The sequence below is a fragment of the Alphaproteobacteria bacterium genome (assembly GCA_019635875.1).
GTDB lineage: Bacteria > Pseudomonadota > Alphaproteobacteria > Reyranellales > Reyranellaceae > JAFAZJ01.
Window position 1 is genome coordinate 24,721 of the sequence record JAHBYP010000001.1, and the last position, 16,082, is coordinate 40,802.

Sequence of the window (16,082 nt, forward strand, 5' to 3'; positions counted from 1 at the left end):
AAGGTGGCGCGCAGCGCCGGAAGGGGGATGTCTCAACGCACGCGGTGTCCGTCGTCGACATCCCCCTTCCGCCCTTCGGGCACCTTCCCCCTCCGGGGGAAGGAAGGGGAGACTCTAGGCCTTTCTCGGCAGCTCCACGACGCCCGTGCCCAGGATCGACAGCTCGTCGTCCTGGTTGCGCGCTTCCTGCTCGATGGCCACGAGATGGCGGCCGTTCTCGACGTATCTGCGTGTCACCCTGCCGTTGATGAACAGCATGTCGCCGGCCGGGTTGTGGCGGCGGATCTTGCAGCTGGCGTTGCGCAGGAAGCCGTCGTCGCCCATCCAGTTGGTCATGTGATGGGTCAGCCACGAGGCGCGCTCCGGGCCGTAATCGTAGGCGCCGGGCGCGCCGACCTCGTGCGCGAACTCCTCCTCCCAGTGCACGCGCTCCGGACAGTCGGGGATGCCGAACTTGTTGGCGATGCCGGTACCGGGATGCGCGTCGATCAGGCGCCAGGCCAGCTTGTTGGCGCGGATGTAGAGGCCGCCCCAGCCTTGCGCGTAGGCGATGAAGCCGGTCACCGTCATCGGCCCCTTCAGCATGGTCGGCAGCGCCTCGCCTTCCTTCACATCGTCCCAGTAGCGCGGCGTGGCGCCCCTGATGGTCTCCTCGCGATAGAGGCTGTAGGCGTCGGCCAGCTCCTTCTCCGTGTAGCGGTGCGGTGCGCGCGCCTTCACCTCGGTGTACTTGGTGCCCTTCTCGCGCGCGTGGTCGCGCTCGGTGCGGAAGCACCAGCTGTCGGCCGAGGCCACCATGTCGCCGTGCTGGTTGAAGAAATCGACGTGGTAGATCTGCTGGATGGCGCGTCCCGCGAACTTGGTCTGATGTTCGACGATGTCCTTGAGCCAGGCCTCGGTCGTGATCTCGTCGTTGCGCTGCACGATCTTGTGCCACTGCCAGTCCGAGCCCGACCACATCGCATGCACGCCTGGCAGGCCGCCGACGTAACCCGAGATGATCCGGCTGGTGGCGAACAGGAAGCTGGGCAGGGCGACGATGCCGCCGAACTTCGTTCTCGCCGCGTACTCCGGCACGCACCACAGCGGGTTGTCGTCGCCGATGCCGTGGGCGTAGTGCCTGATGTTGTCGCGCGTGGCCTCGTGGCACCACGGCTCGGCGGTCTGGCCGATCTTCACGCCGATGCGGCCGCGCAGGACGTCGAGGCCCTGCTCGGTGATCTTGGGGAAGCTGCGTTCGCGTGTGGCTGTCGACATCACACTCTCTCTAGTGGCTCGATTCACCCTGTCATCCCGAGCAGGGATCTTTCGGACGTTCAAGATCCCTCGCTGCGCTCGGGACGACAGAGGAGCGGCGCTCGCGCAGGACCTTGCGGTTGACCTTGCCGGCGGGCGTCTTGGGCAGTTCGGATACGAAGGCGACCAGGCGCGGGTACTCGTGCTGGCTCAATCGGCTGCGCACGAGATCCTGGATCTCCTGCGCGAAGCGCTCGTCGCCGGCACGCGGCGAGACGACGAAGGCCTTGACGACCTGGCCGCGCAACGGATCGGGCACGCCGATGGCCGCGGCCTCGCGCACGTCGGCGTGCTTGAGGATCGCATCCTCGATCTCGACCGCGCTCATCGTCCAGCCGGCCGAGATGATCACGTCGTCGGCGCGGCCGGCGTGAAAGAAGTAGCCGTCTTCGTCGATGCGGCCGAGATCCTTGGTCGCGATCCAGGCGTTGCGCCGCCAGACCTTGAGTTCGCCGGTGATTCCGGGCGGGCAGGGCTGGCCGGATGCGTCGTGCACCTCGACCCGGCAGCCCGGCACTGGCTTGCCCAGCGAGCCCGGCTTGACCGCGAAGTCCGGCGCGCCGGGATAGGAGGCGAGGATCACGCCGATCTCGGTCGTGCCGTACATGCTGCAGACCGGATGGCCGAACTGCGCTTCGGCAAAGGCGGCGGTCTCGCCGTCGATCGGCTCGCCGGTGAAGGAGAGCTTCTCCAGATGACTGCGATAGCGCGCCGCCGCGCTTGATACGCGCATCATGCGGTAATGCGTCGCCGCCGCCGACAGGTTGGTGAAGCGATGATCCTGCAGCGCCTGCAACAGCCGCTCGGCATCGAACTTGCCGGCATAGGCGCCGATGGTGACGCCCAGCGCCAGCGGCGCCAGCGTGCCGTGCCACAGGCCATGACCCCAGGCCGGCGAGGAGGGACAGAAGAAGCGGTCGCCCGGGCGGATGCCGGTGCCGTACAGCGCCGCCACCATCAAGGTGACCACGGCGCGATGCGGGTGCTTCACCGCCTCCGGCAGCTCGCGCGTGGTGCCCGAGGTGTACTGGAAGATCGCCATGTCGTCGGCGCGCGTATCGGGCGTGAAGCGCGGCGCGAAGCGTTCGAGATCGGCGATGAACGCGTCGTCGGCGACGATGCTGCCCGTCACCATCGCCGCCTTCTCGGCATTGGTGACGAACAGTCTGGGCTTGCAGTCCTCGACGCGCAGCCGCACGCCGTCGGGTCCGAACAGCGTGAACAGCGGCACGGCGATGGCGCCCGCCTTCATCGCGCCGAACACCGCCATGTAGAAGGCGCGCGACGGCTCCAGCATGATCGCCACGCGATCGCCGGCGCCGACGCCGCGTTCCTTCAGGTAGTGGGCGAAGCGCGCCGAGTCCTCGGCGATCTGGCGGAAGCTCAGCACCTCATCGCCGCCGCCGGCGTGCACGACGATCACCGCAATGCGCTCGCCCTCGACATGCCGGTCGATGCATTCGTGGGCGATGTTCAGCGCCTGCCGGTCGCCGTCGAACAGCTCCCACAGTTTCTCGCTGGAGAAGTTCGCCTGGGCGTCGGCGTAGCGCGTGTACTCGGTGAGCCTGGCCATCGGCCCAAGGCTAGCGGCCTTTGCCTGGAGTTGTAAAATGGATTCTCTAGTTGTATAAGTACAACTATGTCCGTGCCCAGGATCCGTCCCGTCCCCGCCGTCAGCCGCGCCATTGCCATCCTGCGGCTGCTGGGCCGCGTGCGCAGGCCGATGGGGGTGAAGGCGATCGCGCGCGAGCTCGATCTCGTGCCGAGCACGGCGCTGCACATCCTGCGCGCGCTGGTCACCGACGGGCTGGTTCAGGTCGATGCCGCCAAGGCATACAGCCTGGGCACCGGCATGCTCTCGCTGGCCCGTTCGGTCCTCGAGACCAGCGGCTTCGTCGATCTCGTGCAGCCCGAGCTCGACCGGCTGTCGAGAGATCACGCCGTCACCGCCATCGGCGTCGAGGCCGCCGGCGTCGAGCACATGGTCGTGCTGGCGCTGTCGCGCACGCGCACGCCGATCCGCCTGCATGTCGATGTCGGCAGCCGCTTCCCGGCGCTGATCAGCGCCACCGGCCGCTGCGTCGCCGCCTTCGGCGGCCTGACGCTTGCCGAGCTGAAGCCACGCTTCGACGCCTTGCGCTGGCAGAGCGCGCCGCCGTGGAAGACGTGGTGCGCCGAGGTCGAGACCGTGCGCCGCCACGGCTTCGCCGTCGATCGCGGCAACTACATAGCGGGTATCACCATCGTCGCCGTGCCGGTGCTCGATTCGCGCCAGCGCATCTCGCACACCCTGGTCGGCATCGGGCTCACCGGCCAGCTCACTCGCGCACCGCTCGCCGCGCTGGCACGCGACATGCGCGAGACGGCGGCGAGGCTGTCGGCCAACCTGGTTTCAGCGGCCCGGCCTTAGCCGAGCCGCCATGAGCCATAGCGAGGCGGCACCGATCAGCGCCGCGCCTGCCCACTCCCCTTGTGAGAGCGCGGGCGCGCTCGTCCAGCCCAGCCCGGCACCGGCGAATTCGAAGCCGATGGTGAACAGCGGCATCAGCGTGAGCGCGATCAGGTAGCCCTGGGTGCCGGCAAGGCGCAGGGCGTAGAAGCCGAACCACTGGCCCGGCCCGCGGAACAGCAGGCCCATGCCGATGCCCCAGGCCCACAGCGCCGGATCGCCGAACGCCCGCCTGCTGGAATCCCACGGCGAATGCGTGAGCCCGACAAGACCGGTGGCGCTCCAGGCGAGGATCAGGATCAGCGAGGTGACGATCAGCGTGTCGCCGGCGAAGCGGCTGCGCTCGGCGATGTCCTCGCTGCGGTTGCGCGGATGGCGCTCGACGGCGAGCGCGGCGACCACCACCACCGTCTCCGAGCCGAGCAGCCACAGCACCCCGGGATAGGCCGAGGCGGGCGACAGGAAGATCGTCATGGTGGCGATACCGATGGCGAGCAGCCCCAGCGCCAGGCGCTCGCGCGCCGGCGCGGCGATGCCATGCACCAGCCAGACGGCGGTCGCGCCGACCAGCACGTTGACGGTCGACAGCAGCGTGCTTTGGGTGGCGGCGAGGAAGACCAACGCCGCCGACGATGCGCCGGTGATCCACACGCGCAGCACGCCGTAGCCGATCATCCAGGGCGTCAGCAGCCCGCGCCAATCGGCCGGCGCACCGCGCCCCAGCCCCAGCAGCACGAGGCCACCGATCAGCAGCTGCACCAGGGTATAGGCCCAGGGGTCGAAGCCGGCATCGCCCAGAAGATGGCGCGAGATCACCAGGTACAGCGCCCAGAGGGCGGCCGTGCCGAGCGCGATGGCGAAGCCGGGAGACATCACACCATCTTAATCTTACCTTCCCCCGGAGGGGGAAGGTGGCGCGCAGCGCCGGAAGGGGGATGCCTCAACACATCAGGTGTCCGTCTTCGACATCCCCATCCGCCCTTCGGGAGTCTTTCCCCTCCGAGGGAAGGCAGGATCGAGAATGGGATTCACCCCGCGATTCGACACGCATAAGCGGAGGCAGAATCCCCTGTCTCGCAGCGATCGGAATGCTGCGGACGACAATCGTAGAGGTTGAAATCGCACTCCCCGCGCCACAGGCGTACACCCGCTCCAGTACCAACCGCTGGAGTCTCCGATGCCCCGTGCCCGTCTGATCCCGCCCGAATTCTGGACCACGGAGGCGGTCGTCGACTGCACGCCGATGGCCCGCCTGCTGCTGCTCGGGCTCAGCAACTTCGCCGACGATTTCGGCGTGCTGCCGCTGCGGCCGCGCACCTTGCGCCTGCAGGTCTTCCCCGGCGACGCGCTCGACGACGAGGCCGTGCGCGTCCTGATCGAGGAGCTGGCGGCGCGCGGCCTGGTGCGCCGCTACTCGGTCGAGGGCGTGGAGTATCTGTCGATCGTCGACTGGACGGTCCACCAGCGCGTCGGCAAGCGCGCGCGCCGCCGCTACCCGGCGCCCGACCATGGCGAACCCCATAGCAAACCATGGCAAGGCCCCGACCCGGTCGCCGCCGAACCGCCGCCGCCCGCGCCCGAAGCCGCCGCGTGCGATGCAGCCGACCAGAGCAGTCCATCGCAAAGCTCCGAGCCGGTCGCAGCCGATCCGCCCTCTGCGCCCGAAGCCGCCGCGTGCGATGCAGCCGACCATAGCAATTCATTGCATTGCCCCGAGCCGGTGAACGACGACGCGGCCGACGCCGCCTGGCACCACGCCGTCGCCTCGGCGGTGCGGCGCAGCTGGGGCGCCGACCTGCCCGCCGACCTGCCGCTGCATGCCGCGCGCTGGCGCGCCGAAGGCCGCGACCTCGCGCGCGACGTGCTGCCGGCGGTCCGCAGGGTCGTGCGCGCCGCCGTCGAGCTCAACCGCCCGCTGCACCTCGCCCTGGCCGACGCCGCCATGGCAAACCATGTCAAGCGGGCCCCGGCGTAGTCGCCGGTCACCAGTTTCATACCTTCCCCCGGAGGGGGAAGGTGCCCGCAGGGCGGAAGGGGGATGTCGAAGACCGACATCGGTGTCGTTGAGGCAACCCCCTTCCGTCGCGCTGCGCGCGCCACCTTCCCCCTCCGGGGGAAGGCAAATCGCGAAATCAGCGGCCGGGCCGGAACCGCAGCAGGATGTGGTTGATGCCGTTGAGCACGACGTAGAGGTGATCGAACTGGGTACGGAACTCCTCCCACAGCGGCTGCGAGCCGTAGGCGCCCATGGCGGTGTAGATTTCGGCGATGGTCCGGCGACCGTCGATCAGCGCCACGATCTGGCTGGCCAGCGGCGGCAGCGTGGCGCGCCAGGGGAAGCCGTCGAGATTGGCGACCAGCGGCATGCCGGGCTTCAGGCCCTGGGCCAGCTGCGCCGCCTCCAGCTCGCGCAGCATGGGAATCGCCAGCGTGTCCTCGGGCCGCGCCACCGTGTCGTAGCCCGCCTTGGTGGCGTAGAAGACGTGGGTGCGCAGGTTGCTGGCGAGGCGCTCGGCGAAGGCGGCGCGCTCGAGGAACGGCATGTCGGCGAAGCGCCGCGCGATTTGCGGGTCGCTCATGTAGGTCGCCGGCTCGTAGCGCAGCGGCTCGGCGAAGCCGACCAGGCGCAGGCCGGCGCCCTTCGTCATCTCGGCGATCTGCGGCACGGTGTAGGCGCGGTCGCGGCTGTGCAGCAGCAGGTCGTAGAGCGCACCGTCATTGCCCGAGACATGGTCGTTGAGGAACGGGTTGCGGCGAAACAGGTTGGTCGGCGGCAGGAAGCGGATCAGCCGCTTGGCCATGGCGACGCGCCCGGCCGCGTCGGAATCCTCCGGCGCCAGCACGCGCAGCATCTCCTGCATGGCATAGACGCCGGCGCGGCCATACTCGCCGTAAAGCATCACGCCCATGCCGCCTTCCGGTTCCAGCGCGTCGGCCAGGGTCTTCATGCCGCCGGCCGGGTCGTCGAGGTGGTGCAGCACACCGGTGCAGTCGATGTAGTCGAACCGGCCAAGCCCGAGCGACGGCAGGTCCATCAGCGAGCCCGTCACGCAACGCACATTGCGCAGCTCGCGCGCCGCCAGCCGCGCCTCGCACACCGCGCGCGAGGCGGCGGAGATGTCGAGGTAGACGATCTCGGCCGGGCAGCGCTGGTCGGCGAGCTGCTGGGCCAGCATCACACAGGCATCGCCCGTGCCGCCGCCGGCGATCAGGGCGCGGAACGGCAGGCGGAAGTCGCGCCGGCCGGCGAACAGGTAGTGGTTGATCTCCAGCCAGTGGCTGGGCGAGCCGACGATCAGCCGGCGCGCCTCGTCGGCCGGATCGCGCGGCGGATAGGGCATTGCCTCGTACTGCGCCCGCACGCGCGCATCGGCCGCCGCGGTCGGGCCGGCGGCTTGGGACGGAACGTCGCTCATGAGGCGAGGGAGCTTCGGGGCAAGGGTGGCGGCGCGACTGTCGCGCGTGCCCAGGACATGCTAAGCGCCGCGCTGCGGAAAGTATCGTTTGTTTTGCCCCATCTAGGGTGGCGATGAAAGGCTATTTCGGCATCGGCGTCGACGGCGTCAGCAAGGCGATGAACGTCGGGACCCTGTTCCGCACGGCGCATGCCTTCGGCGCCAGCTTCGTGTTCACGGTCAACGCCCAGTACCGCCGCCGCGAGGGCGCGCTGTCGGATACCTCCGACACGCCGGGTGCCGTGCCGACCTATCACTTCGCCGACGCCCGGGCGCTGGCCCTGCCGCAGGGCTGCGCCCTGGTCGGCATCGAGATCACCGACGAGGCGGTCGCGCTGCCGAGCTTCCGCCACCCGCGCCAGGCGGCCTATGTGCTGGGCTCGGAGCGCGAGGGCCTGTCCAGGGAGGTCCAGGCGCTGTGCGACCACATCGTGCGCATCCCGGCGCGCTTCTCGGTCAATCTCGGCATCGCCGGCGCCATCGTCATGTATGACCGCATGCTGACCTTGGGCCGCTTCGCGATGCGGCCGGTGGCGCCGGGCGGCCCGACGGCGCCGCCTCCGGTCCACGTCTTCGGCGAGCCGATGTGGAAAAAGAAGGAGCGCCGGCGCCAGGCCAAAGCCCGGGAAGGCGCCGGCGTGGCGCGCTAGAGATGTGGATTGTAGATTGATCGGCATGAGGAATTCGGGTCTTTGGCGGATCCTGCTGGGCGGGCTGGTTCTCGGCGCCGGCTCGGTCGCGGCCGTCGGTCAGGAGAGCCAGCCCAGACAGATCGCCGCCTATTTCCACTGGCGCGCGCTGGTGGCGGGCACGCCTGACAACCCGGTCTGCTATGTGACCCACCAGGCCGAGGGCGCCGTCGAGGCCGGCCGGCGCGCCGGGCCGCGGCCGATGCTGATGGTCGCCTGGCGGCCGGCCAGGGCCAGCGCCAACGTGGTGACGGTCTTCGCCGCCTACCGGTTCAAGCCCGGGACCGAGGCGATCCTGGAATTCGCGCCGCGGATCTCCTTCAACCTCTACACCACGCGCGACACCGCCTGGGCGTGGAGCAGCGAGGACGACGCAGCCATCGTCCAGGCCATGCGCGACGGCGCGACGGTCACCGTTCGCGGCACATCGGAGGCCGACGCGGCCGTCGCCGACACCTTCTCCCTGACCGGCTTCACCGCCGCCACGGCCCGCGCGATGCGGGCCTGCCGGCCGCGATGAGGGCGTTCCGTCCGCAGCCCGAAGAGGCCGAACTTCGCTACCATGACGTGCCTGGCGGCGGCGTGCCGCTGCTCTTCGTCCATGGTCTGGGCTGCGCGTCGTCGTGCGATTATCCGACGGTCGCCGGCGATGCGGCGCTGGCGGGCCGCCGGATGCTGCTGGTCGATCTGCTGGGTTCGGGCTTCAGCGACCGTCCGGGCGATTTCGCCTACACGATCGACGCCCAGGCGCGGACCGTCGCGGCGCTGGTCCGCCATCACGGCTTCGACGCCATCGATCTCTTCGGCCACAGCATGGGCGGCTCGATCGCCATCGTGGTCGCCCACCTGCTGGGCGATCAGGTGCGGCGGCTGGTGGTGGGCGAGCCCAACCTCGATCCCGGTGGCGGCTTGGCCAGCAGAAGGATCGCGGCCATGCCGGAGGCCGACTACGTCGCGCACGGCCACGACGCCCTGGTGCGCGCCGCGCGGGCCGAAGGCAATGCCACCTGGGCGTCGTCTCTGGCGCTGAGCGCGCCCTGGGCCGTGCATCGCGGCGCGACCTCCCTGGTCGCCGGCGGATCACCGACCTGGCGCGAGATGCTTCTTGCGCGGCGCGGACCCAGGACGCTGCTGGTCGGCAGCCAATCGCTGCCCGATCCGGACACTGAGCGCCTGCCGCTGGGCGGCGTGAGCGTGGGAGTCGTGTCCGATGCCGGCCACGCCATGGCCTGGCAGAACCCGTCCGGACTGGCGGCGGCGATCGCACGGGCGCTGGCCTGAGACGTCGCGGCCGGTTGCGCGGCGGGCCGCCCGAGACTATCTGTCCGGCCATGTCCCTCCTGCCCACCGAACCGCTGCAGATCGCCGAGCCGCTGCGTCGCAACGACACGCGCCGCAACCTGGTGGGGCTGAGCCGCGCCGAGCTCAAGGCGGCCCTGGCCGGGCACGGGCTGGAGGCCTTCCGCGCCGGGCAGATCTGGCACTGGATCTACTGGCACGGCGCGCGGGACTTCACGGCGATGAGCACCATCGCGCGCAAGACGCGCGAGCGGCTGGAGGAGCTCTTCGTCATCGACCGGCCGCAGATCGCCACCGAGCAGCGCTCGAGCGACGGCACGCGCAAATGGCTGCTGCGCCTGGCCGACGGCAACGAGGTCGAGTGCGTCAACATCCCGGAGGATGATCGCGGCTCGGTCTGCGTCTCGAGCCAGGTCGGCTGCACCTTGACCTGCAGCTTCTGCCACACCGGCACGCAGGCCCTGGTGCGCAACCTCTCGGCGGCCGAGATCGTCGGCCAGTTCATGGTGGCGCGCGACAGCTACGGCGAGTGGCCGACGCCGACCGAGACCACGCGCATGCTCAGCAACATCGTCATGATGGGCATGGGCGAGCCGCTGTACAATTTCGACAACGTCGCCGCGGCGCTGCGGATCGTCATGGACGACCAGGGCATTGCGCTCAGCCGCCGGCGTATCACGCTGTCGACCTCGGGCGTCGTGCCGATGATGCCGAAGGTGGCCGAGCTGCTCGACGTCAACCTCGCGGTCTCGCTGCACGCGGTGAGCGACGAGGTGCGCGACGTGCTGGTGCCGCTCAATCGCAAATGGCCGATCGCCGAGCTGCTCAGGGCCTGCCGCGAGTTCCCGAGCGCGAAGAACAGCCGGCGCATCACCTTCGAGTACGTGATGCTCAAGGGCATCAACGACAGCGACGCCGACGCGCGCGAGCTGGTGCGCCTGCTCAAGCCGATCCACGCCAAGGTGAACTTGATCCCGTTCAACCCGTGGCCCGGCGCGCCCTACGAGTGCTCGTCCAACAACCGCATCCACCGCTTCGCCCAGATCGTCAACGACGGCGGCCTGTCGGCGCCGGTGCGCACGCCGCGCGGCCGCGACATCCTGGCCGCCTGTGGCCAGCTCAAGAGCGCCAGCGAACGCGACCGCAAGACGAAGGTGCGCGACCTCGAGGCCCGCGTGGGCGCCTGAGCGTTCGCATCAGGGCGACGTCGATCACGGGAACGCCGCGCTGACTGCGCCGGCGATCGCTTCCTCCCAATCCGTCTTGCGCGAGTCCTCGAACTTCCAGTGAATATGGATGTGGGTCTCGTGCTTCTTGTCGCTGTACTGCGTGTCGGTCGACCAGCCGTTGGTGCCGTTGCATTCCTTGTGATTGTACTTGGCCGAGACGAACTGCATTACCTTCATGTTGTCGAAGAAGACCTTGTAGAGCTTCTCGCCCATGGCCTTCTCGTCCGGGAAGCGCGGATCGCTCGCGCGCAGGATGATGTCGAGCGCCAGGCCGTTGTCGTGCGGATCGCCCTCCGCCTTGTGCGGGCCGGCGGCTGCCTGCAGCCGCGGCAGCGGACCCGGCGGCAGCTTCCTGAGCTGGCCGGTGGTCGGATCCTTCTCCATGCGGTTCTCTTCGATATAGGTACCGCTCAGGATCGGCGGACCGTACTCCTTCAGGATGAAGATCAGGCTTTCGATGGCGGGACAGGCCATGACGATCTCCCTTGGCAGTCATTGGGGAAGACTCGCGTCCCTGTGAGCCTACACCGCGTTGGCTGAGGCCAATATGACAACGGCGCGACGGTTGCCCATCGCGCCGCTGTCTGCGTGCCACCCGGAAGTAATCAGACGCCGAGCTGGGTGATGAACTTGGTGTTGAGGTAGGCCTCGATCGCCTCGCTGCCGCCCTCCGAGCCGTAGCCCGAATCCTTCACGCCGCCGAACGGCACTTCGGGCAGCGCGAGGCCGTGGTGGTTGATCGACACCATGCCGCTTTCGAACGCCGCACCGATCGCCGCCGCGGTCTTGGCCGATCTGGTGTAGGCGTAGGCGGCGAGGCCCCAGGGCAGGCGGTTGGCCTCGGCGACCACCGAGTCGAAGTCCTTGAACGGCGCGATCGGCGCGATCGGGCCGAACGGCTCCTCGTTCATGATGCGCGCGGTCATCGGCACGTCGGTCAGCACCGTGGGCTCGTAGAAGTAGCCCTTGTTGCCCTGGCGCTTGCCGCCGGTGCGCACCTTGGCGCCCTTGGCGACGGCATCGCCGACGAAGGCGTCCATCGCCTGCAGGCGTCGGTCGTTGGCCAGCGGGCCCATGCGCGTGGCCGGATCCATGCCGTCGCCGACCTTGGTCGCCTTGGCCGCCTCGGTGAAGCCGTCGACGAAGCGCGCGTAGTGGCTCTCGTGGACAAGGAACCGCGTCGGTGAAACGCAGACCTGGCCGGCGTTGCGGAACTTGTTGGCGCTCAGAAGCTTGATCGCGCTCTCGACGTCGGCGTCCTCGAAGACGATGGCCGGCGCGTGGCCGCCCAGCTCCATGGTGACGCGCTTCATGTGCTGGCCCGCCAGCGCCGCCAGGTGCTTGCCCACCGGCGTCGAGCCGGTGAAGGTCACCTTCTTGATGATCGGATGCGGGATCAGGTACTCGCTGATCTCCGCCGGCACGCCGTAGACCAGGTTGATCACGCCCGCCGGCACGCCGGCATCGACGAAGGCCTGCAACAGCGCGGCGCAGGCGGCCGGCGTCTCCTCGGGGCCCTTGACGATGATCGAGCAGCCCGCGGCCAGCGCGCCCGAGACCTTGCGCACCACCTGGTTGATCGGGAAGTTCCACGGCGTGAAGGCGGCGACCGGGCCGACCGGCTCCTTGACCACGAGCTGGTAGACGCCCTCGGCGCGCGCCGGCACGACGCGGCCATAGGCGCGCCGCGCCTCCTCGGCGAACCAGTCGATGACGTCGGCGCCGGCCATCGTCTCGCCCTTGGCCTCGATCAGCGGCTTGCCCTGCTCGGCGGTCATGATCGGGCCGATCGTGTCGACCCGGCTGCGCAGGATGTCGGCCGCCTTGCGCATGATCTTGTAGCGGTCGAAGGGCGAGACCTTGCGCCACTGCCTGAAGCCCTTGTCGGCCGCCGCCAGCGCGCGGTCGAGATCGGCCTTCTCGGCATGCGCCACCTGGCCGATGACTTCCTCGGTCGCCGGGTTGAGCACGGGGATGGTGCGGCCGCCGGCGGCCTTCGACCACGCGCCGTCGATCAGCAAATCGGTGTTGGGGTACATGGAATCTCTCCGGGTCCTACGGATCAGGCGCGCACCCTAGCCGGCGGCGCGCGGGAAATGAACCGCGATGGTCGTAAGGTTATGTCTCGGTTGTGCGAGTGCCGCGCGCGGCGGGAGATTCTCGTCGAAGAGCAGCTTCACTCGGCAGCGAGAAGCTTGACGTGCCGCTCGCTGTCGGCGGCGTAGGCATAGATCGCCCGGAAATCCTCGCGCTCGAGTTCTGGCCACTCGGCAAGGATCGAGTCTTCCGTATCTCCGGCAGCGAGATACGACAGGATGTCTTCCACGGCGATGCGCATGCCACGGATGCACGGCTTGCCAAAGCGCTTGCCGGGCTCGAAGGTGATTCGTTCGCGCCAATCCATGGGATACCTCAATAGCGCTGCATTATGCGCTCGCTCGACCTGGTCCGCAAACTACCGCTGGTTGCATAGCCTACTTTGCGAACGTCATCACGCGCGACAGGAAGGCGACTTCGGTCTCGATGTGCCGCATGCCGTGCGCGGCGAACAGCGCCTCGGGATCGCTCGCCACCCAGTCGGCGAAATAGGGTTCGTGGAAATAGTACGGGAAAACGTCGAGCAGGCCCTTCCACTGCGGCCGGTCGGCCTCGGTGAACGAATCGATGACGATGGCGCGGCCGCCGGGCTTCAGCACGCGCGCCATCTCGGCGACGACCTGCTCGCGCACCGTCTTCGGCAGCTCGTGGAACAGGAACACCGCGCTGACGATGTCGAGCGAGGCGTCGGCGAAGGGCAGGCGCTCGGCGGCGCCCTCGAGCCACTTCAGGCGCTTCGACGCGCCGATATGGCGGCGGGCGTAGTCGAGATAGGCGGGGCTGAGATCCAGGCCGCTCAGCCGCATGCCGGGCCAGGCGTGCGAGACGAAGCCCAGCAGCCGGCCGGTGCCGCAGGCGATGTCGAGCAGGCGCACGGCGCGCTGGTCGCGGCCCTCGAGATAGGCGGCGATGGGTCTTAGCGCGCGGCGGCGCATGACGTCGGCGGCGCCGGTGAACAGCGTCTCGACCTGGGTGTCGTAGAGCTTCGCCGATTCGTCCGTCAGCCATCCCCCGGACTGGTAGTGGAAATTCTGCCGGTAGTAACGCGGCAGGCCTTCATGCGCCGGGTCCTGGAACGGCTCGTCGTTGACCCTGGCATGGCGGCGCGCATCGACCTCGGGCAGGTCGCGGAAATAGGCGACGCTGCGCTCGATCAGGTCGAAGGGATCGGCGTCGAGCCGCGGCGGCGCCGGATAGAGCCCGGCCTCGACCTCGGCCCACTCGCGCTGAAACAGCGCGCGCATCTCGCGCATGAGCTCGGCGCGGTCGGGGAAGCGGCCGACCGGGAATGCCGGGTCGGGCATCGGCTTGAGCCGTCGCCGTCCGGCGACGTAATGCGCCAGGTACCAGCCGACCCGCGCGGTCTGCTGGGCGGCGTAGGCGATGCGGTCCAACGCGCTCGGCATGCCGGCATGATACGCCCGCCATTGTGGCGGTCACGCGGCCTCTCGACGCGGGCAAACGCCGCTTGCCGGGCGGGGGGCGGCGCCTATACTCCGCGCGCTTTGCCGGACCCCCGCTTTTTCGGTCCGGCCTCCCAACGAGGCTTCAATGGCTGTCTCCGTGCAATACACCGGGCCGCACAAGCGCGGCGACATCAAGAAGGTGGTGCTCGCCTATTCCGGCGGTCTCGACACCTCGGTCATCCTCAAGTGGCTGCAGACGACCTACAATTGCGAGGTCATCACCTTCACCGCCGATCTCGGCCAGGGCGAGGAGCTCGGGCCGGCGCGCCAGAAGGCGGAGATGCTGGGCATCAAGCCCGAGAACATCCACATGGACGACGTGCGCGAGGAGTTCGTGCGCGATTTCGTGTTCCCGATGTTCCGCGCCAACGCGCTGTACGAGGGCCAGTACCTGCTCGGCACCTCGATCGCCCGGCCGCTGATCGCCAAGCGCCAGATCGAAATCGCCCGCGAGTACGGCGCCGACGCCGTCTGTCACGGCTCGACCGGCAAGGGCAACGACCAGGTGCGCTTCGAGCTCAGCTACTACGCGCTGCAACCCGACATCAAGGTGATCGCGCCGTGGCGCGAGTGGGAGCTGACGTCGCGCACCAAGCTGCTGGAGTTCGCCGAGAAGCACCAGATCCCGATCGCCAAGGACAAGCGCGGCGAGGCGCCGTTCTCGGTCGATGCCAACCTCCTGCACTCCTCCAGCGAGGGCAAGATCCTCGAGGATCCCTGGGAGGAGGCCGACGAGATGGTCTACCAGCGCACCATTTCGCCGGAGGCCGCGCCCGACAAGGCGAGCTACATCACCATCGACTTCGAGAAGGGCGACGCCGTCGCCGTCGACGGCGTGAGGATGTCGCCGGCCACCCTGCTGACGAAGCTCAACGAGCTGGGCAAGGCCAACGGCATCGGCCGCCTCGACCTGGTCGAGAACCGCTTCGTCGGCATGAAGAGCCGCGGCATCTACGAGACGCCCGGCGGCACCATCCTGCACGCGGCACACCGCGGCATCGAATCGATCACGCTGGATCGCGGCGCCGGGCACCTCAAGGACGAGCTGATGCCGCGCTACGCCGAGCTGATCTATTTCGGCTTCTGGTACAGCCCGGAGCGCGAGATGCTGCAGGCCGCGATCGACCGCAGCCAGGAGAACGTCACCGGCACGGTGCGGATGAAGCTCTACAAAGGCCATGCGCTGGTGGTCGGCCGCAAGTCGCCCAAGTCGCTGTACTCGATGCAGCACGTCACCTTCGAGGAGGACGCCGGCGCCTACAACCAGCGCGACGCCGAGGGCTTCATCAAGCTCAACGCGCTGCGCCTGCGGCTGCGCGGCATCGGCCAGGGCGGGCCGAAGAAGGCCTGACGGGACGGCGGGCGGGGAAGCGCGGCATGCCGTTCGACCATCGCGACTTCCCCGGCGCGCCGCCGCCGCGCGAGCCGGCGATCAACCTGCCGCCGGTCACGCTGGCGCTGATCGTCTTCATGCTGGTGCTGCACGGGCTGCGCCAGCTGTTGTCGGACAAGCTCGACACCGAGCTGATCTTCACCTTCTCGATGATCCCCGCGCGCTTCACCGGCGCGGTGCCGACCGACATCGAATCGGTGGTCCTGGCACCGCTCACCCACATGGTGCTGCACGCCGACTGGCTGCATGTCGGCGTCAACGTCGCCACGCTCGCCGCCTTCGGCTCGCCGGTAGAGCGACTGCTCGGCACCTGGCGCTATGTGCTGCTGTTCGTCCTCGCCGGGCTGATCGGCGCGGCGCTGCACGTCGCCTTCTACCCGGCCGACATTTCGCCGATGCTGGGCGCGTCGGGCGCGATCAGCGGCTTGTTCGGCGCGCTGCTGATCGTGCTGCGCGCCGCCGGGCGGCTGACCGCCATGGTGCCCTTCACCATCCTGTGGCTCGCCCTGCAGGTCGGGCTCGGCCTGTTCACCACGACGCCCAGCGGCGACACCATCGCCTGGGCCGGCCATATCGGCGGCTTCCTCGCCGGGCTGCTGCTCTTCGTGCCGATCTCGCGGCTGCGCATCTGATCCAGGGAGCGCGGTCCCGACGGGTTGAGTCGCCATTGTCAGCTACCGCGGGGTGATCGCGCACCACCGCACTCTTT

Annotated in this window: 16 protein-coding genes; 8 read left to right on the top strand and 8 right to left on the bottom strand. The window is 69.0% G+C overall.

Features of this window, described 5'->3' with window-relative positions:
* Nucleotides 1-114: 114 nt before the first annotated feature.
* Together KF889_00135 and KF889_00140 are read right to left on the bottom strand one after the other, a co-directional pair.
* Nucleotides 115-1,257 carry a MaoC family dehydratase N-terminal domain-containing protein gene (locus KF889_00135; protein MBX3497825.1) on the bottom strand — a complete coding sequence of 381 codons (1,143 nt, stop codon included), beginning with the start codon at nucleotides 1,255-1,257 and terminating at the stop codon, nucleotides 115-117.
* Nucleotides 1,258-1,288: 31 nt separating this feature from the next.
* Nucleotides 1,289-2,869, bottom strand: a complete 1,581-nt coding sequence (locus KF889_00140; GenBank protein ID MBX3497826.1) for an AMP-binding protein — start codon at nucleotides 2,867-2,869, stop codon at nucleotides 1,289-1,291.
* Nucleotides 2,870-2,935: 66 nt separating this feature from the next.
* Here KF889_00140 and KF889_00145 point away from each other — a divergent pair, with 66 nt between their 5' ends.
* Nucleotides 2,936-3,706 (top strand): helix-turn-helix domain-containing protein, encoded by a 771-nt coding sequence (locus KF889_00145; GenBank protein MBX3497827.1) that lies wholly within the window; start codon nucleotides 2,936-2,938, stop codon nucleotides 3,704-3,706.
* On the opposite strand, the gene KF889_00150 is transcribed toward KF889_00145, so the two are convergent.
* A complete protein-coding gene (locus KF889_00150; protein MBX3497828.1) occupies nucleotides 3,689-4,618 on the bottom strand; it encodes a hypothetical protein in 930 nt (309 codons plus the stop codon). The two genes, KF889_00145 and KF889_00150, sit on opposite strands and share 18 nt — an antisense overlap.
* Nucleotides 4,619-4,922: 304 nt before the next feature.
* Between KF889_00150 and KF889_00155 the strand changes: the two genes are divergently transcribed.
* Nucleotides 4,923-5,720 (top strand): hypothetical protein, encoded by a 798-nt coding sequence (locus tag KF889_00155; GenBank protein ID MBX3497829.1) that lies wholly within the window; start codon nucleotides 4,923-4,925, stop codon nucleotides 5,718-5,720.
* A gap of 157 nt (nucleotides 5,721-5,877) precedes the next feature.
* On the opposite strand, the gene KF889_00160 is transcribed toward KF889_00155, so the two are convergent.
* On the bottom strand, nucleotides 5,878-7,161 hold the full coding sequence (locus KF889_00160; protein MBX3497830.1) for a methyltransferase: 1,284 nt from the start codon (nucleotides 7,159-7,161) through the stop codon (nucleotides 5,878-5,880).
* Between the two features lie 113 nt (nucleotides 7,162-7,274).
* Between KF889_00160 and KF889_00165 the strand changes: the two genes are divergently transcribed.
* Genes KF889_00165 through rlmN form a run of 4 tightly spaced genes read left to right on the top strand, consistent with a single transcriptional unit; the run spans nucleotide 7,275 to nucleotide 10,375 of the window.
* Nucleotides 7,275-7,850 carry an RNA methyltransferase gene (locus KF889_00165; GenBank protein ID MBX3497831.1) on the top strand — a complete coding sequence of 192 codons (576 nt, stop codon included), beginning with the start codon at nucleotides 7,275-7,277 and terminating at the stop codon, nucleotides 7,848-7,850.
* 25 nt (nucleotides 7,851-7,875) lie between these two features.
* Nucleotides 7,876-8,409 carry a hypothetical protein gene (locus KF889_00170; protein ID MBX3497832.1) on the top strand — a complete coding sequence of 178 codons (534 nt, stop codon included), beginning with the start codon at nucleotides 7,876-7,878 and terminating at the stop codon, nucleotides 8,407-8,409.
* On the top strand, nucleotides 8,406-9,170 hold the full coding sequence (locus KF889_00175) for an alpha/beta hydrolase (GenBank protein MBX3497833.1): 765 nt from the start codon (nucleotides 8,406-8,408) through the stop codon (nucleotides 9,168-9,170). The genes KF889_00170 and KF889_00175 overlap by 4 nt, the downstream gene beginning before the upstream one ends.
* Before the next feature lie 50 nt (nucleotides 9,171-9,220).
* The gene (gene rlmN / locus KF889_00180) at nucleotides 9,221-10,375 is read left to right on the top strand and encodes a 23S rRNA (adenine(2503)-C(2))-methyltransferase RlmN (GenBank protein MBX3497834.1); all 1,155 of its coding nucleotides are present in this window, start codon (nucleotides 9,221-9,223) and stop codon (nucleotides 10,373-10,375) included.
* A gap of 24 nt (nucleotides 10,376-10,399) precedes the next feature.
* Here the strand turns inward: rlmN and KF889_00185 are convergent, their stop codons facing one another.
* The 4 genes from KF889_00185 to KF889_00200 form a co-directional block, all read right to left on the bottom strand.
* Complete coding sequence (locus KF889_00185; protein ID MBX3497835.1) at nucleotides 10,400-10,891, bottom strand: hypothetical protein; 492 nt, start codon at nucleotides 10,889-10,891, stop codon at nucleotides 10,400-10,402.
* A 131-nt stretch (nucleotides 10,892-11,022) separates the two neighbouring features.
* On the bottom strand, nucleotides 11,023-12,456 hold the full coding sequence (locus tag KF889_00190) for an NAD-dependent succinate-semialdehyde dehydrogenase (protein MBX3497836.1): 1,434 nt from the start codon (nucleotides 12,454-12,456) through the stop codon (nucleotides 11,023-11,025).
* Nucleotides 12,457-12,593: 137 nt separating this feature from the next.
* Nucleotides 12,594-12,821 (bottom strand): DUF433 domain-containing protein, encoded by a 228-nt coding sequence (locus KF889_00195; GenBank protein ID MBX3497837.1) that lies wholly within the window; start codon nucleotides 12,819-12,821, stop codon nucleotides 12,594-12,596.
* Between the two features lie 70 nt (nucleotides 12,822-12,891).
* The gene (locus tag KF889_00200; protein ID MBX3497838.1) at nucleotides 12,892-13,920 is read right to left on the bottom strand and encodes a methyltransferase domain-containing protein; all 1,029 of its coding nucleotides are present in this window, start codon (nucleotides 13,918-13,920) and stop codon (nucleotides 12,892-12,894) included.
* Nucleotides 13,921-14,065: 145 nt separating this feature from the next.
* Between KF889_00200 and KF889_00205 the strand changes: the two genes are divergently transcribed.
* The gene (locus KF889_00205; protein ID MBX3497839.1) at nucleotides 14,066-15,331 is read left to right on the top strand and encodes an argininosuccinate synthase; all 1,266 of its coding nucleotides are present in this window, start codon (nucleotides 14,066-14,068) and stop codon (nucleotides 15,329-15,331) included.
* Nucleotides 15,332-15,357: 26 nt separating this feature from the next.
* Nucleotides 15,358-16,005 carry a rhomboid family intramembrane serine protease gene (locus KF889_00210; protein MBX3497840.1) on the top strand — a complete coding sequence of 216 codons (648 nt, stop codon included), beginning with the start codon at nucleotides 15,358-15,360 and terminating at the stop codon, nucleotides 16,003-16,005.
* The last annotated feature ends 77 nt before the right edge of the window (nucleotides 16,006-16,082 follow it).